General features: G+C 64.5%; 22 protein-coding genes and 3 pseudogenes. 12 read left to right on the forward strand and 13 right to left on the reverse strand.

The features are described 5' to 3' along the window. The first annotated feature begins 1 nt into the window (after position 1). From ACQ86E_RS16330 to ACQ86E_RS16340, 3 genes are all read left to right on the forward strand, one after another. Positions 2-1,150 (forward strand): glycoside hydrolase family 5 protein, encoded by a 1,149-nt coding sequence (locus ACQ86E_RS16330; RefSeq protein ID WP_431206238.1) that lies wholly within the window; start codon positions 2-4, stop codon positions 1,148-1,150. A gap of 146 nt (positions 1,151-1,296) precedes the next feature. Beyond that, positions 1,297-2,499 (forward strand): hypothetical protein, encoded by a 1,203-nt coding sequence (locus ACQ86E_RS16335; RefSeq protein WP_431206239.1) that lies wholly within the window; start codon positions 1,297-1,299, stop codon positions 2,497-2,499. Continuing rightward, positions 2,493-2,789, forward strand: coding sequence for a hypothetical protein (locus ACQ86E_RS16340; RefSeq protein ID WP_431206240.1), 297 nt, complete (start codon positions 2,493-2,495; stop codon positions 2,787-2,789). Before ACQ86E_RS16335 ends, ACQ86E_RS16340 begins: the two co-directional genes overlap by 7 nt. Before the next feature lie 54 nt (positions 2,790-2,843). Here ACQ86E_RS16340 and ACQ86E_RS16345 read toward each other — a convergent pair whose 3' ends face one another. The 5 genes from ACQ86E_RS16345 to ACQ86E_RS16365 all read right to left on the reverse strand — a co-directional run bounded on the left by ACQ86E_RS16345 (position 2,844) and on the right by ACQ86E_RS16365 (position 6,488). Then, positions 2,844-3,041 (reverse strand): hypothetical protein, encoded by a 198-nt coding sequence (locus ACQ86E_RS16345; RefSeq protein WP_431206241.1) that lies wholly within the window; start codon positions 3,039-3,041, stop codon positions 2,844-2,846. Beyond that, positions 3,007-3,921, reverse strand: a complete 915-nt coding sequence (locus ACQ86E_RS16350; RefSeq protein WP_431206242.1) for a M48 family metallopeptidase — start codon at positions 3,919-3,921, stop codon at positions 3,007-3,009. The genes ACQ86E_RS16345 and ACQ86E_RS16350 overlap by 35 nt, the downstream gene beginning before the upstream one ends. A gap of 27 nt (positions 3,922-3,948) precedes the next feature. Further along, positions 3,949-4,383, reverse strand: a complete 435-nt coding sequence (locus ACQ86E_RS16355; protein ID WP_431206243.1) for a DUF2846 domain-containing protein — start codon at positions 4,381-4,383, stop codon at positions 3,949-3,951. A gap of 123 nt (positions 4,384-4,506) precedes the next feature. Continuing rightward, positions 4,507-5,562 (reverse strand): LLM class flavin-dependent oxidoreductase, encoded by a 1,056-nt coding sequence (locus tag ACQ86E_RS16360; protein WP_431206244.1) that lies wholly within the window; start codon positions 5,560-5,562, stop codon positions 4,507-4,509. Then, positions 5,559-6,488: a LysR substrate-binding domain-containing protein gene (locus ACQ86E_RS16365; protein WP_431206245.1), complete on the reverse strand. Its 930-nt coding sequence runs from the start codon at positions 6,486-6,488 to the stop codon at positions 5,559-5,561. The genes ACQ86E_RS16360 and ACQ86E_RS16365 overlap by 4 nt, the downstream gene beginning before the upstream one ends. 104 nt (positions 6,489-6,592) lie before the next feature. Between ACQ86E_RS16365 and styA the strand changes: the two genes are divergently transcribed. After that, complete coding sequence (styA, locus tag ACQ86E_RS16370) at positions 6,593-7,843, forward strand: styrene monooxygenase subunit StyA (protein WP_431206246.1); 1,251 nt, start codon at positions 6,593-6,595, stop codon at positions 7,841-7,843. A gap of 24 nt (positions 7,844-7,867) precedes the next feature. Next, the gene (gene styB, locus ACQ86E_RS16375; protein ID WP_431206247.1) at positions 7,868-8,353 is read left to right on the forward strand and encodes a styrene monooxygenase NADH-dependent flavin reductase subunit StyB; all 486 of its coding nucleotides are present in this window, start codon (positions 7,868-7,870) and stop codon (positions 8,351-8,353) included. A gap of 7 nt (positions 8,354-8,360) precedes the next feature. Here the strand turns inward: styB and ACQ86E_RS16380 are convergent, their stop codons facing one another. The 3 genes from ACQ86E_RS16380 to ACQ86E_RS16390 form a co-directional block, all read right to left on the reverse strand. Next, positions 8,361-9,071: a class I SAM-dependent methyltransferase gene (locus ACQ86E_RS16380; protein WP_431206248.1), complete on the reverse strand. Its 711-nt coding sequence runs from the start codon at positions 9,069-9,071 to the stop codon at positions 8,361-8,363. After that, positions 9,071-9,529, reverse strand: coding sequence for an Rrf2 family transcriptional regulator (locus ACQ86E_RS16385; protein ID WP_431206249.1), 459 nt, complete (start codon positions 9,527-9,529; stop codon positions 9,071-9,073). The genes ACQ86E_RS16380 and ACQ86E_RS16385 overlap by 1 nt, the downstream gene beginning before the upstream one ends. Positions 9,530-9,639: 110 nt before the next feature. After that, entirely contained in the window at positions 9,640-10,578 is a 939-nt protein-coding gene (locus tag ACQ86E_RS16390) for an acetamidase/formamidase family protein (protein ID WP_431206250.1), read from the reverse strand. Between the two features lie 195 nt (positions 10,579-10,773). On the opposite strand from ACQ86E_RS16390, the gene ACQ86E_RS16395 reads away from it, so the two are divergent. From ACQ86E_RS16395 to ACQ86E_RS16420, 6 genes and pseudogenes are all read left to right on the forward strand, one after another. Next, positions 10,774-11,154, forward strand: coding sequence for a transposase (locus ACQ86E_RS16395; RefSeq protein ID WP_431206251.1), 381 nt, complete (start codon positions 10,774-10,776; stop codon positions 11,152-11,154). 307 nt (positions 11,155-11,461) lie between these two features. Further along, positions 11,462-12,493, forward strand: coding sequence for an ABC transporter substrate-binding protein (locus tag ACQ86E_RS16400; protein WP_431206252.1), 1,032 nt, complete (start codon positions 11,462-11,464; stop codon positions 12,491-12,493). Continuing rightward, the gene (locus ACQ86E_RS16405) at positions 12,490-13,317 is read left to right on the forward strand and encodes an ABC transporter ATP-binding protein (protein WP_431206253.1); all 828 of its coding nucleotides are present in this window, start codon (positions 12,490-12,492) and stop codon (positions 13,315-13,317) included. Before ACQ86E_RS16400 ends, ACQ86E_RS16405 begins: the two co-directional genes overlap by 4 nt. Before the next feature lie 20 nt (positions 13,318-13,337). Continuing rightward, positions 13,338-14,165 carry an ABC transporter permease gene (locus tag ACQ86E_RS16410; protein WP_431206254.1) on the forward strand — a complete coding sequence of 276 codons (828 nt, stop codon included), beginning with the start codon at positions 13,338-13,340 and terminating at the stop codon, positions 14,163-14,165. A gap of 73 nt (positions 14,166-14,238) precedes the next feature. Further along, positions 14,239-14,778, forward strand: a pseudogene (locus tag ACQ86E_RS16415) (acetamidase/formamidase family protein); the annotation flags it as partial. A gap of 67 nt (positions 14,779-14,845) precedes the next feature. Beyond that, complete coding sequence (locus ACQ86E_RS16420) at positions 14,846-15,163, forward strand: hypothetical protein (protein WP_431206666.1); 318 nt, start codon at positions 14,846-14,848, stop codon at positions 15,161-15,163. Between the two features lie 202 nt (positions 15,164-15,365). Here ACQ86E_RS16420 and ACQ86E_RS16425 read toward each other — a convergent pair whose 3' ends face one another. The 3 genes and pseudogenes from ACQ86E_RS16425 to ACQ86E_RS16435 form a co-directional block, all read right to left on the reverse strand. Then, complete coding sequence (locus ACQ86E_RS16425) at positions 15,366-15,836, reverse strand: helix-turn-helix domain-containing protein (protein WP_431206255.1); 471 nt, start codon at positions 15,834-15,836, stop codon at positions 15,366-15,368. Beyond that, entirely contained in the window at positions 15,823-16,149 is a 327-nt protein-coding gene (locus ACQ86E_RS16430; protein WP_431206256.1) for a type II toxin-antitoxin system HigB family toxin, read from the reverse strand. The genes ACQ86E_RS16425 and ACQ86E_RS16430 overlap by 14 nt, the downstream gene beginning before the upstream one ends. A gap of 252 nt (positions 16,150-16,401) precedes the next feature. Further along, a pseudogene (locus ACQ86E_RS16435) lies at positions 16,402-18,422 on the reverse strand (YgiQ family radical SAM protein). A 291-nt stretch (positions 18,423-18,713) separates the two neighbouring features. On the opposite strand from ACQ86E_RS16435, the gene ACQ86E_RS16440 reads away from it, so the two are divergent. Continuing rightward, positions 18,714-19,106 carry a hypothetical protein gene (locus tag ACQ86E_RS16440; RefSeq protein ID WP_431206257.1) on the forward strand — a complete coding sequence of 131 codons (393 nt, stop codon included), beginning with the start codon at positions 18,714-18,716 and terminating at the stop codon, positions 19,104-19,106. Here the strand turns inward: ACQ86E_RS16440 and ACQ86E_RS16445 are convergent. After that, entirely contained in the window at positions 19,060-19,725 is a 666-nt protein-coding gene (locus tag ACQ86E_RS16445; RefSeq protein ID WP_431206258.1) for a GntR family transcriptional regulator, read from the reverse strand. The genes ACQ86E_RS16440 and ACQ86E_RS16445 overlap by 47 nt on opposite strands. 6 nt (positions 19,726-19,731) lie before the next feature. Next, positions 19,732-21,145: pseudogene (locus tag ACQ86E_RS16450) on the reverse strand (FAD-binding oxidoreductase). Positions 21,146-21,179 lie beyond the last annotated feature (34 nt).

Raw genomic sequence — 21,179 nt, forward strand, 5'->3', positions numbered from 1 at the left:
GATGACGGCCTCGCGCGGTCGACTGCTGTCCGCCGCGATCCTGTTGTCGATCTCATTCGCTTCGCCGGCCTCGGCCGACACTTGCGTGCCTGTGCCGCAGACGGTCGCGCCGGACAGGCTGGCCGCATTGTCGCGTGGGTTCAATACCGACGGCTGGATCAACGGTCAGAAGTCCGCACCGCCGAGCCGTGAGTTGCTGCAGCAACTCCGCAAGGCGGGCATGAGTCATGTCCGGCTGCCGGTACCCGCGGAGCGCGTGATGCTCCGCTTTGCCGCAAAGGCCGAACGCGACGAGACGCTGCGGGCGCTCGAGACGGCGCTGAAGCAACTCACCACGCTCGGCTATTCCGTTTCGGTCGATCTTCATCCCGGCGATCGCTTCAATCGCCTGCACAAGGACGATCCCGACGCGGCATTGCGCGCGCTGGAGGAGGCCTGGAGCGGCCTCGCGCAGGTCATCAGGTCTTATCCAGCCGATCGCGTCTTCGCCGAGCTGCTCAACGAGCCCGACGTCGAAGCCGACCGCTGGCAAAAGGAAGTCGAATCGCTCGCCGCCTTCGTTCGCCAATTGCTCCCCGCGACCACGCTCGTTGTCGGGCCGGTCAACTGGCAGCGCGCAGACTCGCTTCCGCAATTTCGCCCGTTGCCGGATCCGAACGTCGTCTACGCCATCCACGTCTACGATCCCATGGTGTTCACCCATCAGGGCCATTGGGATGCGCAGGATCCGCTGCACGACATCATCGATCTGCCCTATCCAATCAGCGCGAGCGATCCCGCCGTCCAGATGCTCCGCCGGGACTTGCAGGCGAGGGGCGCGACCAAGGCGCTCGGCATGCTCGACACCGCGATTGCCATTGCCCGGGACAAGCCGAGCGTCGATCAATGGCTCGAGCCCGCGGTCGCATGGCAGCAGAAGTTTGCGCGGCCGCTCATCATCAACGAATTCGGGGTCCTGAAAGCCGGCGCGCCCCGCGACAGCCGCCTGCGCTGGCTGGCGTCAGTCGCCGCCTATGCCAGGGCGCATTGCTGGGGCTGGACGCATTGGGAGCTGGCGCAGGGTTTCGGCCTGGTCGACAGCAGCACCGGCAAGCCCGATCCCGGCGTGATGCGGGCGCTGCTCGGGGCGAGCAAGCCGGGCAAGCGATGATGCCGGTTCGCTATCGTTAACGAATCCTTACAGATCCCATAGCTATCGTGGCTCTCGCGCTACGCCAAAGGACGACGCCAAGGATGAGTGGCGGGACCTCACCGCGATATCAGACCGTGCAGGCCGGTGCGTCCGAGCCATCGCCGTTGCGCGACCTGGTCCCGACGCTTCTGATCGCGGTAGCGACGATCGGCTTCGTTCCGCTCCTGCACGTGGCGAGCCCGGTGCTGTCTCTTACAGTCGAAGTCCTCGTCGCCATCGCCATCGTCCTCGCGGTTCCGACCTACGCGCCGGCCGTCGCGATCTTCGTCCTGTTCTTCCAGAACCTGTTCGTCTCGATCCTGTCGCCGCTGGTGTCGATCCCGTCCGATCTCGATTTCATCAAGGGCTATAATTTCCTCGTCTGCTCCGTCATGTGGCTGACGACGTTCGGCCTCTACGTGTTCGGCCAGAGGAATCAGTCGGCCGAAATTGTCAGGATCATGCGCTGGGGCGTCGTCACCCTCGCGGTGGTGGGGCTGTATTTCGCGATCGGCTTCGTCCAGGACGGGCAACCGGCGTCGGTGTACTTGCGCAACATCGTGCTGCCGCTGTTCCTGTTTCAGCTCTCGCTGCTGACGGCCGCGACCTTCGAGGTCCGGGCCACGCCGTTCCTGGTGACGCTCGCGGTCATTCTCATCATCTGCGGCTATGTCGAGTTTGCGTTCCGCGATATCTGGCTGGCCATCACCAACGGCTACACGTTCTGGGGCTTCGACGAGCTCAAGGCGACCCATTCGGGCGTCTGGGAAGCGCAGATGCGGGCCACCGGCAACGTGCCGGTCGACCTCAAGGACCGCTTCAGCTTCGACTTCCTGAACACGCCGCTGCTCGAAGGGTTCGGCCTGTCGAAGATCCTGCGCATCCACGGCCCGAACATGAGCGCGATCAGCTTCGGCTACGGCATCGCCTTCTTCGGGCTGTTCCTGTTTTCGGTGGGACGCCCGTTCCTGGCCCTTGCGGCGTTGCCGCTCCTGATCGTCTGCAGCGTCAAGGGCGCACTCATCACGGTGGTGTTCGTGATCGCGGCCTGGATCTCGACCCGTCTGCTCGGCGCGGTGGTGACGCTCGTGCTCGGCCTGCTGGCGCTGATGGTGTTCGCGGTCGTCGCGATCCGTGTCGGCCTGCAGATCGGCGACTATCACGTTATCGGCCTGATGGGCGGCTTGAACGGCTTTTGGAAAAGCCGCTCGGCCGCGGTCTCGGCATCGGCGGAAATTTGTCTGACAGCTATTTCTCGATCGACTGGAGCGCCGCACAGGCGGCCGGAACGATCGATGGCGCGGCGGAGAGCGCGATCGGCGTGCTGATCTACCAGATGGGCATCGCCGCCCTGGTGCCGCTCGGCTTCTATTTCGCGATGGCACTCAAGGCCTGGCGCCTCTACGCGTCCTCGGGATATCTGACCCAGGGCCTCGCCGGCTTCGGCGTCATGGTCGTGCTGCTCAACGGCCTGTTCCAGGAAGAGGCCCTGTTCGCGCCGCCCGCGCTGGGGCTGATGCTCTCGCTGACGGGGCTCGTGATCGGAAGCCGGATCAGGATGCAGGCGGTCGTCGTGCGGGAGCCGGAGCCGCTCGCGCATTACCAGCCGGCGACTTGATTTGCACGAACTGGGGCTCGCGTCGCCGAACCGGTTTGCTCAGTCTCGCAGATATCACCTGCCGATGCTGACCCACTCCTGCGCCTTCTTCTGCCACTCCCGGTCGAAACGTGCGGCGAGGTCGGCGGCCGCATCGCGCGAGAGCAGCCGGTCGATGCATGAGATCTCAACCCCATCGATCTCGGGAATGTCGGTGTATCCGAGATTGGCGAGCCGCTTAGCGAAGGGCGGGTGCGTCGAGATCGGGATCATGCTCGCGGCTCAAACCCGCGACGGCAGCAGCGGCCATCGGTTCCGGCGCCCTGATATCCACGAGCTGCTTGACGATCCGCTCGAAGGGCGGGCTTGGCGCGTGGATCGCGCCCAGCATCTCTTTCTCGAGAGGAGCGAACACGAGATCTGCGAGACGTGTTCTGCAAGCTTCGACCAGCACAAGGGCACGCGCCGTCTCGGCGCGTCCAACCTGCTCGGCCGCACCGAGATCGGCGCCAAGTTCGTTCTCCCGCGATAGCGCGCGATATTCCTTCTCGAGCCATTCGAGCATGGAATGGAGTAGGGCCCGCACGATGCGTCCCGTGATGGTCCACTCCGGATTGGCGTAGAGGAAGACATTCTCCGAAGCCGCGATGAAATCCGCGAGGTTGATGCTTCCCGAGGTGTGGCGAAGCCTGGCATGCGCCACCTCATGGGCCACGACGGCGCGAACCGCGCGCTCGTCCAGGACGATGAGCATCGGCAAGCCGACGGTCATCGTGACCCGTTGCCCGAACAGTCCGGCGTATCGTCTCACTTCGCCGATCGAGGCATTGAACTCGGTGTCGATCAGCAGGGTGCGGCGCGACCGGGCGAAGCTGTGATCGAGCTCCTTCCACATCGCCCAAAGGCCTGGAGCGTTCGCCTCGTCGGCCTCAAAATCCCGATGCTTGCGCGAGGGCAGGAGCAGGAGGCCGATCGCGAGTGCCAACGCGCCCAAGAAGATCGAGAACACGACCGGTGCCGTGACCAACGTGGTGATCGTGTAGCGATCCATCGCCATCAGCCAAACGGCCAGAATCACGCAGGCCAGCACGACGGCCGGAAGCACGGCGTAGCGGCCGAGACGCAGGATCGTTTTCAGGACAAGCCGCTTCATCCGCGTATAGATGGTGGAACTGCCCGATCAGGCCTTGCCGCACGAGCCGTTGCTCTGACGCAAACTGGCGACGTCGGCGCGGCCCTGGCCTTCGGTGACCTGGATCAGCGTGACCGCGCCGGGCGTCACGATTCCCATCTGCGGCTGGGCGGAAAGATAGGTGGTGCTGCCGGCGCGCAGATCCAGGCTGACCTTCTCGCTTCCTTGCCCGAACAGATTGGTACTCAGAGGAAGATTGTTGACGGCGACCTCGTGGCGGCCCGGAGGAAGGTCGCACGAGACAAACCCCGCGGCCTGGCTGCCGCCAATCACGCGCCCATCGACGGCGTAATTGGGCATGACCGCAAATCCGAGGGCCGACGAGCGATAGACCACCAAGCGTGCAGTATTTGACTTGACGTTGTCAGTCAGAGCCGCGTCACCTAACTGCCCCGATGCGCACCCCGCAAGCAACGTGGCCACGACAAAGATTCCCACCAACCCGCGCATTCCAGCCCCAAATTGCTTCCAATCGTCCCCGGGGACAATATTGGACAGGGTGGTAGCTGAAGTCAATCACGACCAAAGGTCGTGCAGCGTAGCACCTCACCGCCACCCCAGCGCCGGAGCGACGTGCTTCAGGATCGCCTCGATCGCGTGCGCGCAATAATCCACCCCTAACTGGTTCGGGATGGTCAGCAGCAGCGTATCGGCCTCGGCGATCGCCTCGTCCTGGCGGAGCTGCGCGATCAGCGCATCCGGTTCGGCCGCATAACTCCGGCCGAAGATCGCGCGCGTCTGCGGATCGATGAAGCCGATCTGGTCTTCGCCACCGCGCTCGCCGCCGAAATAGGCGCGGTCGCGGTCGTTCATCAGCGCGAAGATGCTGCGGCTGACGGACACGCGCGGCTCACGGCTGTGGCCGGCTTCCTTCCAGGCGGCGCGATAGGCGCGGATCTGGGCGGCCTGCTGCACATGGAAGGCTTCGCCGGTCTCGTCGTTCTTCAACGTCGAGCTCTGCAAATTCATCCCGTGCTTTGCCGCCCACACCGCCGTGGCGTTCGAGCCGGCGCCCCACCAGATCCGGTCACGCAGGCCGGCGGCATGCGGCTCGAGGCGCAACAGCCCCGGCGGGTTCGGAAACATCGGCTGCGGATTCGGCTCCGCAAAACCCTCGCCGCGCAACATGTCGAGGAACACTTCCGCATGGCGCCGGCCCATGTCGGCATCGCTCTGGCCCTCGGCCGGGCGATAGCCGAAATAGCGCCAGCCGTCGATCACCTGCTCGGGCGAGCCGCGGCTGATGCCGAGCTGGAGCCTGCCGCCGGCGATGAGGTCGGCGCTGCCTGCATCCTCCACCATGTAGAGCGGGTTCTCGTAGCGCATGTCGATCACGGCCGTGCCGATCTCGATCGTGCTGGTCCTGGCCCCGACGGCCGCGAGCAGCGGGAAGGGCGAGGCGAGTTGGCGGGCGAAATGATGCACGCGGAAATAGGCGCCGTCGGCCCCTAACTGCTCCGCCGCGACCGCAAGCTCGATCGATTGCAGCAGCGTGTCCGCCGCCGAGCGGGTCTGCGATTGCGGCGAGGGCGTCCAATGTCCGAAGGACAGAAATCCGATCTTTTCATGGACGTCATTTAATGATGGCCGGGACGGCGTCAACCGCCGGCGCCGGCGGTGCGGGTATGCGCCGGGGCGGGCGCAAAATGCCCGGCGCGCGCGACCAGGAGATCCAGGAAGCTGCGCGCGCGCAGCGACATCCAGTGCGTCTCCGGATAGACCGCGTGCAGGGGCAGTGCGGCGATGCTGTAGTCCGGCAGCACATGCTCGAGCTCGCCGCTGCGCAGACCGTCCGCGGCATTCCAGTCGGGCAGGATGGCAATGCCGAGATGCTGCATCGTCGCCTCCTGCATCGCATCGGCGTCGTCGACATGAATGGGGCCGTTGATCGACGCGACGTGACGGCCATGCTCGGACTCGAAGGCCCATTGGTGCGCCGGCGACATCCTGGAATAGACGATGCACTGGTGCGAGCCAAGATCGTCAGGTGTGCGCGGCAGCGGTCGGCCATGCAGATAGGTCGGCGTCGCGACCAAGTAGCGCTGCACGGTGCCAAGCCGGCGGGCGACCAGCGTGCTCGCCTCCAGGTTTCCGATCCGCAGCGCCAGCTCGATGCCTTCTTCCACCAGATTGACGAACCGTTCGCTGAAGCGGATATCGACTCGCACCTCCGGATAATTCCGCACGTACTCGGCGATCACGGGCATCATGTAGCGCCGCCCGAACGACGACGGCACGCCGATCCGCAGCGTGCCGGTGGGACGGGGCGCAGCCTGCTCGACGCTCGACCGCGCCATGTCGAAATTGTCGAGGATCTGCCGCGCGAGATCGTAGATCCGGTGCGCCTCGGCCGTCGGCTTCAGCGTCCGCGTCGTGCGCGAGAACAACTGCGTGCCGAATTCGCTTTCCAGCATCGCGATGCGCTTGCTGACCGCGGGCTGGCCGATGCCGAGCTCCTTCGCCGCAGCCGAAAAGCTGCCACCCTCGAGGGTGCGAACGAAAGCGCGCAGGCAATCGATCCGGTCCATAATTAATTCCAATCTGGAATAAATTATATCCCATTTATTCCGTAGTGCGCAACATCGCGGGTCGCTAGGCTGCCTCAAAACAAGCAATCACAGGGAGGGACCACGTGGCACGCCATATCGGAATTGTCGGCGCGGGAATCGCAGGCCTGCATCTTGCGCTCTACCTGCAGAAGCACGGCGTCGACGCCACCATCATCACCGACCGGCCGCCGGAGGAGTATCGCGACATGCGGCTGCTCAACACCGTCGCGCATCACCACGTGACGATCGCACGCGAGGACTATCTCGGCGTCAATCACTGGACCGATCCGAAGGATCATTATTATTACCACGATCACGTCTTCAATTTCCCGGAGCCGCTACGCTTTCGCGGCGACTTCTCGAAGGCAAGTCGCGCCGTCGACTACCGGCTGTATCTTCCAGCGCTGATGCAGGATTTCACGAAGCGCGGGGGCAAGATCGAATACCGCCGCATCGAGGAGCGCGACATCCGCCCCCTGGTCGCGCGCTTCGACCTGCTCGTGGTGTCGACCGGCAAAGGGCCGTTGGGCCAGCTCTTCACTTACCGTCCGGAGCACACACCCTATTCGCAGCCGCAGCGGCGCCTCTGCGTCGGGCTCTACACCGGCGTGCGGCAGCCCGATCCGATGAATGTCACGCTCTCGGTCTCGCCCGGCCATGGCGAGATGATCATGATCCCGACCGTTACCTTCGGCGGTATCGCCAACGCCCTGCTGATGGAGAACGTGCCGGGCGGCGACATGGAGGAACTGGCGACGCTGAGCTACGACGACAATCCGAAGCACTTCCTGAAGGTGTTGCTCGGCAAGCTGGAGAAACACCACCCGACCACCTACGACCGCATCGACACCGCGCGCTTCGATCTGGCGCAGCCGCAGGATCTCCTGCAGGGCGGCGTGGTCCCCACGGTGCGCAACACCATGGTCGAATTCGACGACGGCAAATGCGCGATCGCGCTCGGCGACGTCCATGCCATCGTCGATCCCATGATGGGCCAGGGCGCCAACGTCGCCTCCTATGCGGCCTTCGTGCTCGGAGAGGAGATCGTCAACGCCGATGCGTGTGATGCGCGCCTGTGCGAGACAATCGACCTGAAGCGGCAGGACCGCGTGCTGGCGGCCTCGCGCTGGACCAATGTGATGCTGCAGCCGCCGACGGAAGCGCTGGGCATGCTGATCGGCGCGATGAGCCAGAACCCGGCGCTGGCGAACGAGTTTACCGAGAACTTCAACTATCCTGACCGCCAGTGGGACCGCATCTCCACGCCGCAGCGCATCCAGGCCTGGATCGAGCGCATGTCGGCGCCACCTGAGCCCGTCAGGGCGATTGCGTGATTTCAGATGCGAGCGGAGAGTGAGATGCAGCGCGCCAATCCGGCGTCATTTCGCGAGGCCGCGTCGCGCTTTGCGACCGGCGTCGCGGTGCTGACCGCGCTGGACGAGCACGGCCGCGTCTGCGGCATGACCGCGAACAGCTTCGTCACCGTCAGCCTGTCACCGCCGACCGTGCTGGTCTCCGTCATGCCGGGCCGCATGCACCGTGCGATCTCCGCGACCGGCCGTTACTGCGTCAACGTGCTGCCGGACCACGGGCGCGACCTGTCGCGGCATTTCGCCAGCCAGCCGAATACCGGCGCGACACCGGATTACGACATCGTCGACGGCCTGCCGCACCTCCAGGGCTGCATCGCCTGGTTCGCCTGCGAGGTCACACGTCAAATCGACGTCAGCGACCACACGCTGATCATCGCCGAAGTCTCGACCTGCGACTATCGCGACACCACGCCGCTGGTGTTCTTTTCGAGCAGATATCATTTCGGGCCGGGCGTGCCCGTGGATCGGTGAGCGTGCCTCAGGCGTAGGCCACCCAGCCACGAAAAGTAAAGCCGGTGTAGAACAGGGTTGGATCGGAGAAGCCTGCGTCCCGCAAGATCGCTTCGTCCTGCTCCGGCGCCAGAATGCTCAACTGCCCGTCGACTGCCTTTCGCGCGGCGGCCGCCTTGTCGGGCTCGACTCCCGATGCGGCGAGAAAGGCGGAATATCGCGACAACCAGAGCGGTCGTTCAACGTCGCCGCCGGGGATGCTGAAATGGGCTGTCACGAACGGCGCGCCAGGCTTGAGGCGGCGGCGGATTTCGGACGCTATGCGATGCCGTTCCTCGACATCGACGAAATGCAGGGTCAACAAGCACGTCGCGCCGTCGAACGGCTCGGCGGGTGCATCGTCGACATAGCCCTGGTGCAGACGCGCGCGCGACGCAAGCCGCCCCAGCGTTTGCTTCGCAAGATCGAGCATCGCTGCGGATGGATCCACGCCATCGAAGGTCCAGCGCGGCCGGGCCTGCGCAAAGGCCTGCAATTCGAGGCCGCCGCCCGCGCCAAGCACGAGTATTCGTGCATCTTCCTGTGCCCGCTCGGCCAGAAGGATGGCCGCCATGGCCAGCATGGAATTGTAGCCCGGAACGAACCGCGGTGGCCCTTGCGTGTAGTTCGCCACCATTTGCGGATCGGAGAAAGCGGTTTGAATGTCGGTCACGATGTCGCCCTTCTGACTGGAGTTCATCACGCGTGATGCGCGCTCATGCCTTGAAGCTTGCGCGAACCGAGGCGCTTGCGCAGATCGTCGCCCAGCATCGCCAGCGTGACTTCGCCGAGGCGCGACAGCAGCAACGCCTCCGCATCGTCGAAGGCCTGATCGAGCGCGGCGTTGACGGCCTGCTCGACGAGGCAGCCGGGCGCCTCCGTCCGGTTGCCCATGGCCAGAAGCGAGGGACTGCCGAGCGCGGTGTAGACGTCGCGCAACGTCACCTTTGAAAGATCGCAAGCCAGCGTCCAGCCGCCGCCGTGCCCCTTCTCGGAGCGGACGTAATTGAGGTCCCGCAGGCCCGCCATGATGCGGCGGATCACCACCGGGTTGGTGTCCATCGCCTTCGCCAGGGTCTCGGACGTGAAGGGGCCGGGCTGCTGCGCCATGTGCAACAGCACGTGCAACACGCCGGACAAGCGGCTATCTCGTTTCATGTAACTTTATATGTTACATAAGCGGCAAAGGTCAAGCCGGCGTCAACGCATGGCGGGCCGCGCCGGCGATAGCCGTGTTTGGGATCGATATCCGGCGCCTGGACGAGCCGCTACAGCAGCGCCTTTGGCAACAGCATGTGGATTCCCTTGTTGCCGTCGACGAGCTGCGTGACGCGCAGATTGCCGGCCAGCGAGCACAGCATGTAGGCCTCGTTGCGCGTTCGGTTGGTCCGTGCGCAGACATGCTTGACCATTTCCCGGACCGCTTGCTTGGCGGCATCGTCGAGATCCTCGTCGAGGCCGATCGACATGAGATGTGTCGCGCTCTCGGCAAAGGGCCATTTGATATCCATGTCCTTGCGCACGGTCAGACGGAAGGTCCCGGTCACGCCGGTCTCGAGCGCGGTGATGCAGACTTCACCATCACCCTGCACGCCGTGGCCGTCGCCGGCGAAGAACAATGCGCCCTCGTTGAAGACCGGTAGATACAGCGTCGTGCCGGCCCGCAGCTCCTTGTTGTCCATGTTGCCGCCGAACGCGCGTGGAACGGGCGAGCCGCAGCGGCCCCAGCTCGGTGGCGGCGCGGTGGCGACGATGCCGAAAAAGGGAGCGAGCGGAATCTCCGTGCCCCACGGCATGATGCAGACCTCGCGCTTGCGGTCGATCACGGGATGGATCGTTTCATAATCCGTAAACTCGTCGGGCAGCGTCCCGAGCAGAGGCAGGATCGACACGAAGCCCCAGTCCTGGCGCACCTTCACGTCGAGGATGTCGACCTGGAGCGTATCGCCGACATTGGCCCCGCGCACATAGACGGGCCCGGTGATGAAGTGAGGCCCCGGCCCGGGCTGCATCGTGTCGAGGGCGAGCAGATAGTCTTCGGGAACAAGCGACCGATCGTCCGGCAGCGTCTCTTTTCCCCCGGCCGGAAAGCTGTGCAGCGTCACGCTGTCGCCGGAGCTGACTTCCAGCACAGGTGGCGTGTTGCAGTCCAGATAGCCCCAAACCATGTTTTCGGGCGTGGCGGGGATCTCGTGGCGGCGCTGCATTGGACAACTCCAGGCGTGGCGGTTCAGGGCACTCGTTGGCTCCAGGAGCAATCCGCCGGGGATCGCCACGGCTGCGACCGGCAAAATCGTCCTCGGACATTCTAGGCGCCGGCGATCTCTGGGCTATACTGACTTCAGGCCCAGCGCGGGGCCGGCGTTCGAGCCTCTGCAAATGACGGGCCGATGGAGAGAGCGATGAGGCGATCCCGATTCACCGAGAATGAGATCATTCATCTCCTCGCCGAGGCGAGTTCCGGGGTGTCCATTGCGGAAATCTGCAAGACCGCCGGCATCACTGAACGCACCTTCTACCGGTGGCGTCGCAGCTTCGGCACGCTCGATGTTCCGGCCGTCCAGCGGATGAACGATCTGAGATCGGAGAATCTGCGTCTGCGCGGATTGGTCAACAATCTGTTCGAGCTTCTGCGCAAGGCGGATGGCGGCGTCAGGAAGGACGAAGTTCCCTCGCAGGCACCGGCGACGCCGCGCGAGCCGACCCGGGCAAGCCGCATCGCGGCCGAAAAATGCGGAGGGGCGCTGACCGGTCGCTTCTCGTCGGTGCGCGTCAATCCGTAGTCGCGTGCGGCCGTCGCGACGGGCGTGACTATACGCTGCGCGGCCTGCAAATCTTTTATGCAGTCAAAATGTCAGAAATGACGAAAACCGTTCGCGCGCGGTGCTGAATTCGGCAGCGCGATGATGTGGCGGGCAGCAAAGCCGCGTCTTCAGGCTATGCTCTGGCACTCTGCGTCAATGGCGTGACATATTGAAGGGGCGCGCCAAATCGCAAGCAGATCGCGTCGCTTATTTCGGCTTGATGCGGAGCAGTCGGCGCCTAGTCTTTGGGCTGCCCCATCCGCATCTCCCTGGAGAAGTCAGCGCCATGACCGACCATGTTCGTCCCGCTCAGCCGCGCAGCCGCGCGCTCAGCCGCCGCACCTTCCTTGCCGCTTCCTCCGCAATCGCCGCCGTCCCGCTGCTGGGATCCCGCATCGCCTCCGCCGCCGAGCTCAAGACCGTCCGCTTCAGCGAGGCCGTGCACAATCTGGGCTACATCAACCTTTACGTCGGCATGCATGCCGGCATCTTCAAGAAAAACGGTCTCGACATGAAGGTGACCGCCGCCGGCGGCGACACCCAGACCTTTGCGGCCGTGCTCGGTGGCTCTGCGGATTTCGCGATTGGCGATGCGACCATGGCGCAGATCTCCCGCGAGAACGGCGGCCCCGGCGTCGTCGTGGGCACGGTCGTGCAGCGCGCGCACTATTTTGGGGTGTCCAAGACGCTCAAGCCGATCACCGACCCCAAGGAGTTCAAGGGTCTCAAGATCGTCACGTCGCCCGAGCCCAACACCAATTTCAGCGTCACCAAGCGAATGCTGGAGAAAGCCGGCCTGAAGCTCGGCACCGACGCCACCATCGTTCCGGTCAATCCCGGCACCGAGATCGCGGCGATGCTGGCAGGCCAAGCCGACATGGCGGTCGCCTATCAGCCGAGCGTCTCCGCCGCCGAGGCGCAAGGCGCCAAGGTCGTGTTCGACTTCTCGAACTATGTCGGGCCGTTCTGCAACACCGGCATCATGGTGCTGCCCTCGACGATCCAGAAGGACCCTGCAATGGTGCAGGCGCTGGTGACGTCCTTCGAGGAAGCCTCGCGCAAGACCTACGCCGATCCCGCCTTTGCCAAGGAGGTCGCTCGCAAGGAATTCCCCGATCTTCCCGGCGAAGTCGTCGACAAGGCGATCGACGCCGAGCTGAAATATCTCATCCCGGCGCAGTCGGTCATCACCAAGCAGGATCAGTGGAAGAACCTGATGGACATGCAGATCTACCTCGGCAACGCCAAGGGATCGGTCCCGTTCGATCAGATCATCGACAATTCGTTTGCCGAAAAGGCGATTGCCAGCCTGAAATGAGCGTTGAGGCTGCCACATCCGCAAGGCCTGGTGAGGGCGAGGCCGTGAACGGCACCGTCCTCCCGCTCGTCGTCGAGCACGTCGCCAAAGGCTACGACTTCAACGGCCAGGTCGTGCCTGTCATTGCCGATCTCAGCCTGACGCTGCGCAAGGGGGAGATCGTAAGCATCGTCGGTCCCTCCGGCTGCGGCAAGACCACATTGCTCAACACGCTCTGCGGTCTGCTGGCGCCGGATGCCGGGCGCATCCGCTGGCACGGAAGGCAGGTCGTCGGTCAACCGCAGAACGTCGGCTACATGCTGCAGAAGGATCTCCTGTTCCCGTGGCGTACGGCGCTCGCCAACACCATGCTTGGCCTGGAGATCCGCGGCGTTGCTGCTGCCGAGGCCGAAGACCGCAGCCGGGCCATGCTCGACCAGCTAGGACTGCATGGGTTCGCAGACCACTATCCGGCGACGTTGTCGGGCGGCATGCGGCAGCGGGTTGCGCTCGCGCGCACGCTGGTGAATGATCCGGACGTGCTGCTGCTGGACGAGCCGTTCGCCGCACTCGATTTTCAGACCAAGCTGCTGATCGAGAATGACATGGTCGGTCTGGTCCGCAAAGGCGGACGCTCGATGCTGCTCATCACCCATGACATCGAGGAGGCGGTTTCGATCGCGGATCGCGTCATCGTGCTGACGCGGCGGCCGACTGCGGTGAAGGCGGCTTATGAAACCGACCTTGGATCTGATCGCGCCGACGTCATCTCGCTGCGCGAAAATCCGGATTTCAGCCGCTACGTCCGGCGGATCTGGGCCGATCTCGACGTCGCGATCCAATGACGACGGATATCGGGACCAGCATGGTTGACGCATCGAAGCCTGCCGGAAGCGGTCCCTCTCCGGTGGCCCGTGCGAAGTGGACGCGCTTGCGCTTCGGCATCGCCGTACTGGCGACCCAAATTCTCGTTCTGGCCGCTTGCCTTGTCTTGTGGGAACGCGCCACGCCGAAGGGCAGCCCGGCCGCCTTCATGTTCGGATCGCCGTCGGCGATCGCGGGCTTCCTGATGCAGATGGCGCAGGACGGCAGCCTGTGGCGCGATGCGGCTGTCACCGGCATGGAGACCCTGCTCGGCTTCTTCATGGGCAACCTGGTCGGCACCTTGCTCGGCCTGTCGCTCTGGTATTCGCGTTTCGTGTCCCGGGTCGTCGAACCATTCGTCATCGCACTCGGCTCGATCCCCATCATCGCGCTCGCACCCATCGTGATCATCTGGTTCGGCACCGGACTGGTCTCGAAGGTTGCGATGTCGACCCTGTCGGTGGTGATCGTCGCGCTGGTGACGTCCTACAAGGGCGCGGTCGGCGTCGATGGCGACCAGATCAATCTCATGAAGACCCTGGGCGCGTCGAAATTCCAGATCTTCCGGAAGCTCGTGATCCCGGCGTCGCTCACCGATATCTTTGCGGGGCTGAAGCTGACGGTCGGCTTCGCGTTGATCGGCGCCATCGTCGGCGAGTTCATGTCGTCGTCCGAGGGGCTGGGACACGCCATCTTCAAGGCCGGGTCGCTCTACATCATCCCCAAGGTCTTCGCCGCGCTCGTCGTGACGATCGTGCTCGCGCTGGTTCTCACCTGGCTTGTCGGCAAGATCGAACGGCTGCTGATGCCCTGGCGCCGCCAGGCATAGGGCAGATCGCCTCCGACCCTCATTCGCATCGCACGTCAACCTCAGTACATCCGAAAACGCCCAAGGAGGGATCATGTCCAAGCGCATCAGCAAGGCCGGCAACATCAAATACGCGCTGTCCGGCGACGACGAGTTCATCGCGAGCGTCGAGCCCGGCGAAACCTTCGTGGTGGAATGCGCCATCAATGCCAATGACGGCACGATCCGTCATCTCGGCCAGCAACTGACCGAAGCCGACGTGACGATGCCCTTCGTCAACGGCGCCACCGGTCCGATCGAGGTGCGCGGCGCCAAGCCCGGCGACATGCTGCGTCTCGACGTGATGGACATGGAGCTCGACAAGCTCGGATTCACCGCGCTCTGGCCGGGCATCGGCATGTTTCCCGATTGGGTCAGGCGCAAGGAATTCGGCATCCAGACCCGCGTCGTCGAGGTCAAGGACGGCCACGTGCACTGGAACGAGCATCTCCGCCTGCCGGTCAAGCCGATGATCGGCGTGGCCGGTGTCGCGCCGGTGCACGGCGCGGTTCTCACCGTCGACAACGGGACGCACGGCGGCAACATGGACGTCCAGGAGATCACCACCGGCAACAGTATCTTCTTCCGCGTCAACAAGGACGGCGCGCATCTCTTCCTCGGCGACTGCCACGCCATCCAGGGCGACGGCGAGATGCAACGGGATGGGCGCGATCGAGATCGCGGCCAATCTCACCGTCAAGGTCTCGCTGGCCAAGGCCCCCGCGAGGCTGAACCACCCGCGTATCGAGACCGCGACCCACATCTGCACCCTCGGATGCGCCCGCCCGCTCGAAGACGCGATGCGCATCGCGTTCGAGGAGATGGTCTACTGGATGGAAGACGACTGGAAGATCCCGGCGGCCGAAGGCTACATGCTGCTCGGCCAGATCGCCGAAGCCCGCTGCACCCAGGTGGTCAATCCGAAGTACACGTATATCTGCAAGGTGGAGAGAAGTTTGCTGGAGCGGTATCACGGGTGAGTGGGGATCACTTGTGCTGCGCGGATGAGATCAGTTGCGTGCCGCGAGGAAGCTGCGCTCCCTCTCCCGCTTGCGGGAGAGGGTTGGTGAGAGGCTGCCTCCGCATGCGAGAGCCCCCAAGAGGATAGAACCCTCACCCGGCGCAAGTGCGCCGACCTCTCCCGCAAGCGGGAGAGGTGCACCGAGATTGCCATCAGATGGCTCAAGCAAAGTGAAACTGTTCCGGCGATCGTGGATGATGCGGCTCTCTTGCTCGGTAGTCGACCAGAACGTGCAGCCGAGTGATGCTCCTCACGCTGCCTTTTTTCGGCTCGGTCGAGATCAGCACATCTGCGGAGATGCCAAGACGCTCGTGAAGGCGGCGGATCATCGTGATCGATAGTCCGCGCTTTCGGTTCAGAACCTCGGCGATGCGGGTTCGTGTCCCGATGATCTCCTCCAGGTCCCGCCGCGTCAGCCCTTGCTGCTCCATGCGAAACTTGATGGCTTCGACAGGATCGGGCGGATCCATTGGATAGTGTTCAGTTTCGTATGCCTCGATGAGGGTGGCGAGCACGTCCAGCCGGTCCCCCTCAGGACTGCCCGACTTAGCGCCCCAAAGGCGCTCCACCTCTTTGAGCGCGCCATCATAGTCTCGCTTCGTCCGAATCGGCTTGATCTCAGTCGCGGCCATGTCGAACCTCTCTTACATCGATCTTGTCGTAGTCCCGGTGCGTGCCGATCCATTTGATCCACACGATGCTCTTCTCGAAATCGACGGCAGTGACCAGCCGGTAGTCGTTGCCCTTGATGTTGAACACAACGCGGTCTGCCGAGATGATGCTGGCGGTCGCGTAGCTGCGCTTGATCTCCGCTGCGCTCGACCACCGTGCTTTCTTGACTTCATCGAACCATGCATCGGGGGCTGCCTTCAGCGCCGCGTGGTTCTTTTGTCCGCGCCGTGTCTCGACGAACTCCCGCAACGTGCGCCGGGCAATGATCCGCATGCCGTTACATTATCATGCGCCCAAAATGGGCGCAACATGGAGCGTCTGCTATGGCAGGTCGTCATGCTGGCATCATGCACCTGTATTGCCCGACGGAGCAACGACTGTTTGCCCGACGGGTCAATTTCTTTCGTAAAATCCGTAAGTCATTGATCCCGCTCATGCGGCCTACTGTGCATGGGGTTGTTTCGACATTCTTGTTCTGGACGGCACGACAGCCGCAGGCTGAGTCGGACCTGATCCGGCTCCCGCCTACTTCATCACCCGCAGACCCTTGGTCGTGAACCGCTGCGTCTTGCCGCCAGACCGCACGGGCCGTCGTGTGCCCGCGGCCTTGCCGGTGCCGGGGGCTGGTGCGCGGGGACGAGCTGGTCGGGACGGGAGCCGATCAGATCGGCGCGGCCCATGTCCTTCAGCGCCTCGCGCAGCACAGGCCAGTTGTCGGGGTCGTGGTAGCGCAGGAAGGCCTTGTGCAGGCGGCGCTGGCGCAGGCCCTTGATCGCCTCGACCTTGTCGCTGCCGCCGTGGCGCACGCCGCGCAGCGGGTTGACGCCGGTGTGGTACATCGCGGTCGCGGTCGCCATCGGCGAGGGCAGGAAGGTCTGCACCTGATCGGCGCGATAGCGGTTCTTCTTCAGCCAGAGCGCGAGGTTCATCATGTCCTCGTCGGTCGTTCCCGGATGCGCCGCGATGAAATACGGGATCAGGTAATATTTCTTGCCGGCCTGTTCGGCCGCGGCATCGAACATCCGCTTGAACTGGTTGTAGGCGCCGATGCCGGGCTTCATCATCTTGTCGAGCGGCCCGCGCTCGGTATGCTCGGGCGCGATCTTGAGGTAGCCGCCGACGTGATGGGTGACGAGCTCCTTGATGTATTCGGGGCTCTCGACCGCGAGGTCGTAGCGCACGCCGGAGGCGACCATCACCTTCTTGATGCCCTTGGTCTCGCGCACCTTGCGATAGAGCCGGATCAGGTCGTCATGCGAGGTGTTGAGGTTAGGGCAGATCTCCGGGAAGACGCAGGACGGCCGCCGGCATGCCGCCTCGACCTTCGGGTCCTTGCAGGCCATCCGGTACATGTTGGCGGTGGGGCCGCCGATGTCGGAGATCACGCCGGTGAAGCCCGGGGTCTTGTCGCGGATCAGTTCGATCTCGCGCAGGATCGAACCCTCCGAGCGGTTCTGGATGATGCGGCCCTCGTGCTCGGTGATCGAGCAGAAGGTGCAGCCGCCAAAGCAGCCACGCATGATCGTCACGGAGAACTTGATCATGTCCCAGGCGGGGATTTTTGCCTCCCCGTAGGAGGGATGCGGCGCGCGCGCGTAAGGAAGGTCGTAGACCGCGTCCATCTCCTCGCTGGTGAGCGGGATCGGCGGCGGGTTGAGCCAGAGGTCACGATCGCCATGACGCTGCACCAGCGGCCGCGCATTGCCGGGATTGCTTTCACGATGCAGCACGCGCGAGGCGCGCGCATAGGCTTCCTTGTCCTGCTCGACCTGCTCCAGCGCCGGCAGCCGGATCACGGTGGCGCCCTTCTGGCGCGTTGCGCCCTCGTCGGCGGAATCGAGATCGTCGGCGTGCAGCTCGGCGTAATCCTCGGGCACGCGGCGGAACAGCGCGACGCCCCTGATGTCGTCGAGCGCGCGCGGCGCTTCGCCGGCGGCAAGACGCTGCGCTACCTCGACGACGGCGCGCTCGGCATTGCCGTAGAGCAGCAGGTCGGCCTTGGCGTCGGCCAGCACCGAGCGGCGCACCTTGTCGGACCAGTAGTCGTAATGCGCGATCCGGCGCAGCGAGGCCTCGATGCCGCCAAGCACGATCGGCACGTCCTTGAACGCCTCGCGGCAGCGCTGCGCGTAGACGACGGTGCAGCGGTCCGGCCGCTTGCCGCCTTCGCCGCCGGCCGTGTAGGCATCATCGCTGCGGATGCGCCGGTCCGCGGTGTAGCGGTTCACCATGGAATCCATGTTGCCGCCGGTGACGCCGAAGAACACCTTCGGCTTGCCCAGCACCTTGAACGGCTCGGCCGAATGCCAGTCGGGCTGCGAGATGATGCCGACCCGGAATCCCTGCGCCTCGAGCAGCCGGCCGATGATCGCCATGCCGAAGCTCGGATGGTCGACATAGGCGTCCCCGGTCACCAGCACGATGTCGCATTCATCCCAGCCGAGCGTGTCCATTTCGGCGCGGCTCATCGGGAGAAACGGCGCCGGCTTGCGCGGGCGCGCCTGGGCCATCAGGGGCTTTGCGGCGGTGATGATCTGGGTGTCCATGCGCACAGCCATAGGACTCCGGGCCCGTGAATACAACCGACGGACACGTGAAGTTTGCGGTTCCGTGCGGGTGCCTTAACCGCGGGCAAGCGCCTGCCGGACCTCGGCCACGGTGGCCGGCTCGCTGCCATGCTGGCGCACCATCCGCACGGCGTCCTCGACGAGTCAGAGACTGGTCGCCCGATATGCCTGATTGATGCGCGCGGTCAGCGCCGTCAGGTGTGTGACGCCGTCCACATACCAGCGGTCGTCGTCGCGCCATCCTCCCTCCAGTTTCAAAGGGAGAGATCCATGTTTCTGGTCGATGCGCTGCTGATCCTGGCGATGTTGTTTTTCCTGTTCCTGCCGATCTCCGATCGCAGGACGGTGCGGATGAGGCTTTGCATGCTCTGCGCGCTGCTGGCGATGTTCTCGGTCTCGATCACCCGCACTCCCGTTGCGCCTGTGTTGCTGGCGAGCATTGCCTCGCCCCCGGAATGGTGCGCGTGCCGCATATGCACCTCGGCGACCCGTCCTCGGGATTCTCACCGCGCCCGACATCGGATATGCGATTGCTCCATGGGCAAGGAAACGGGCAAGGAAACTTCTGACGGCAGCGGTGAAGCCGCGCGGCATCGACAGAGGCCGCGCGAGGCGCTCAATTCGCCGTCAGCGCTTTGGCGTAGACCACGCCCGAATTGGTGATGTGCGTCGTCATCAGAGCCTCGAAGGCCGCGAACTCGCCGCGCGCGAACAGGTCGAGCAGCTTGCAATGCTCGTCGAACGACGAGCGGGTGCGCACGTCGATCGGCGAGGTCAGATTGGTGCGGAGAGCAGCAACCCGGCTCGATGCGAGCTGGTAGGACTCGACGAGATAGCGGTTGCCGCAATGTGCGAACAGGCCTTCGTGAAAGGCGGCATCGGCGCGGCCATAGGCGATGTTGTCTTTGGCCGCGACTGCCGGCTCCATCGCCGCGATCGCTTCGCTCAGCGTTGCGACCGCGCCGTCGCGGTCGTGTCGGAAGGCGAGCTCGGCGGCCTTGGGCTCGAGCGCGATGCGGAAGGTGCAGAGCGCGTCGATGTCCTCCGCGCTCGGCGTGAACACGAAGCTGCCGACCTGCGGCCGGATCACGACCAGGCCCTGTGCCTGAAGCTGCCCCATCGCCTCGCGCACAGGTGTGCGGCTGACGCCGAAGGAATTTGCCACCATCTCCTCGGAGATGGCAGCGCCCAGCGCGAATTCGCCGTCGATTATGGCCTGCCGCAGCCGCTGCATCACCCGCTGCGACAGCGATTTCGGCGTATCGAGCTTGAGCGATCGCATGTGATCTCAGAACACCTTGCCAGGATTGAGCAGATGATCGGGATCGAGCGCGGCCTTCAGCGTCCGCATCAGCGCGATCTCGGCTTCGCCGCGGGCGTGTCCCAGCCACTTCTTCTTCAGCGTGCCGATGCCGTGCTCGGCCGAGACGCTGCCGCCCATCTCGCGCACGAGGCCGTAGATGATCGCGTCCATCGCCTCCTTCGGTTGCTGCTCGACGGAGAGCCCCGTCACCCATGAGACGAGATGCAGATTGCCGTCGCCGATATGGCCGTAATAGACGCTCTCGCAGCCCGCGATGCCCCCGGCGAGCGTCGCCTTGCAGCGCCCGACGAACTCGTCCATCCGCGCCACCGCAAGCCCGATGTCGTAGGAGATATGCGGCCCCAGCACCTGGCCGAACTCGGCGCAGATGTCGCGGACGCGCCAGAAGCCTTGCGTCTGCGCCAGCGATTGCGCGACGGCGGCATCGACCAGCAGCCCTCGCTCCATCAGCTCTTCGAGCCAGCTCTGGAAGCGCGGCGCGTCCAGGCTTTCGTCGGTGCCCTGCGCTTCCACCAACACATAAAGGCTGTCGCCAGCGGCGACCGGCGGCTTGACGCCCGCGCGCGTCGTGATCACGTCCCAATAATCCGGCCACATCACCTCGAAGGCCGACAGCAGCGGGCCGAGTCCGGATCGCGCCGCATCCAGCAGCGCGATCACCGCCGCATAATCCTTCAGCGCGCACAGCGCAGCCATGGTCGAGCGCGGCTTCGGGAATAATTTCAGCACCACGCGGGTGATGATGCCGAGCGTGCCTTCCGAACCGATGAAGAGATGCTTGAGGTCATAGCCCGCATTGTTCTTCATCAGCTTGTTGAGATTGGTGATGATGGTGCCGTCGGGCAGCACCACCTCCAGGCCGAGCACCAGTTCGCGCGTCATGCCGTAGCGGATCACGCGGTTGCCGCCGGCATTGGTGGAGAGATTGCCGCCGATCGCGCAGGAGCCGCGCGAGCCGAGATCGAGCGGAAAGAAGAGGCCGGCTTCGTCGGCGGCTTTCTGGATCGTCTCCAGCGGCGTGCCTGCTTTCACCGTCATCGTCATCGAGGCGCGGTCGATCTCCTCGATGCCGCTCATCCGCTCGAGCCGAGATCGCGACCCAGCCCGGCTCGGGCGAGGCGCCGCGACAGAGCCCGGTCAGGCCACCCTGCGGCACGAACGGCAGGTGCGCCTGCCGGCAGGTCAGAATCGCATCTGCAACACCTCGCGCATCGACGGGGCGGACGACCGCGAGCGGTGCCTGCGGCAGGCTCGCGCTCCAGTCGTTGCAGTTGCGCGCAGGGACGTCGGTGCCGATCAGCACCGCGGCGGCACCGAGCTTGTCGCGCAGCGCGCCGAGCATCTGGTCGGGGCGCTCAATGGGGGCCACCATGTTCATGCGAGACCTCCTTGGGATCTGGCTGCGTCTCTTG

This window comes from Bradyrhizobium betae (assembly GCF_050632175.1).
Classification (GTDB): Bacteria; Pseudomonadota; Alphaproteobacteria; order Rhizobiales; family Xanthobacteraceae; genus Bradyrhizobium; species Bradyrhizobium betae_B.

What these genes read in the sequence shown, in the direction of transcription:
- ACQ86E_RS16330 (WP_431206238.1), top strand. Translation starts at nt 2, where the DNA reads ATGACGGCCTCGCGCGGTCGACTGCTGTCCGCCGCGATCCTGTTGTCG.
- ACQ86E_RS16345 (WP_431206241.1), bottom strand. Translation starts at nt 3,041, where the DNA reads ATGATCCCGATCTCGACGCACCCGCCCTTCGCTAAGCGGCTCGCCAAT.
- ACQ86E_RS16350 (WP_431206242.1), bottom strand. Translation starts at nt 3,921, where the DNA reads ATGAAGCGGCTTGTCCTGAAAACGATCCTGCGTCTCGGCCGCTACGCC.
- ACQ86E_RS16365 (WP_431206245.1), bottom strand. Translation starts at nt 6,488, where the DNA reads ATGGACCGGATCGATTGCCTGCGCGCTTTCGTTCGCACCCTCGAGGGT.
- styB (WP_431206247.1), top strand. Translation starts at nt 7,868, where the DNA reads ATGCAGCGCGCCAATCCGGCGTCATTTCGCGAGGCCGCGTCGCGCTTT.
- ACQ86E_RS16380 (WP_431206248.1), bottom strand. Translation starts at nt 9,071, where the DNA reads ATGAACTCCAGTCAGAAGGGCGACATCGTGACCGACATTCAAACCGCT.
- ACQ86E_RS16385 (WP_431206249.1), bottom strand. Translation starts at nt 9,529, where the DNA reads ATGAAACGAGATAGCCGCTTGTCCGGCGTGTTGCACGTGCTGTTGCAC.
- ACQ86E_RS16390 (WP_431206250.1), bottom strand. Translation starts at nt 10,578, where the DNA reads ATGCAGCGCCGCCACGAGATCCCCGCCACGCCCGAAAACATGGTTTGG.
- ACQ86E_RS16395 (WP_431206251.1), top strand. Translation starts at nt 10,774, where the DNA reads ATGAGGCGATCCCGATTCACCGAGAATGAGATCATTCATCTCCTCGCC.
- ACQ86E_RS16400 (WP_431206252.1), top strand. Translation starts at nt 11,462, where the DNA reads ATGACCGACCATGTTCGTCCCGCTCAGCCGCGCAGCCGCGCGCTCAGC.
- ACQ86E_RS16405 (WP_431206253.1), top strand. Translation starts at nt 12,490, where the DNA reads ATGAGCGTTGAGGCTGCCACATCCGCAAGGCCTGGTGAGGGCGAGGCC.
- ACQ86E_RS16410 (WP_431206254.1), top strand. Translation starts at nt 13,338, where the DNA reads ATGGTTGACGCATCGAAGCCTGCCGGAAGCGGTCCCTCTCCGGTGGCC.
- ACQ86E_RS16420 (WP_431206666.1), top strand. Translation starts at nt 14,846, where the DNA reads ATGGGCGCGATCGAGATCGCGGCCAATCTCACCGTCAAGGTCTCGCTG.
- ACQ86E_RS16425 (WP_431206255.1), bottom strand. Translation starts at nt 15,836, where the DNA reads ATGGCCGCGACTGAGATCAAGCCGATTCGGACGAAGCGAGACTATGAT.
- ACQ86E_RS16430 (WP_431206256.1), bottom strand. Translation starts at nt 16,149, where the DNA reads ATGCGGATCATTGCCCGGCGCACGTTGCGGGAGTTCGTCGAGACACGG.
- ACQ86E_RS16440 (WP_431206257.1), top strand. Translation starts at nt 18,714, where the DNA reads ATGTTTCTGGTCGATGCGCTGCTGATCCTGGCGATGTTGTTTTTCCTG.
- ACQ86E_RS16445 (WP_431206258.1), bottom strand. Translation starts at nt 19,725, where the DNA reads ATGCGATCGCTCAAGCTCGATACGCCGAAATCGCTGTCGCAGCGGGTG.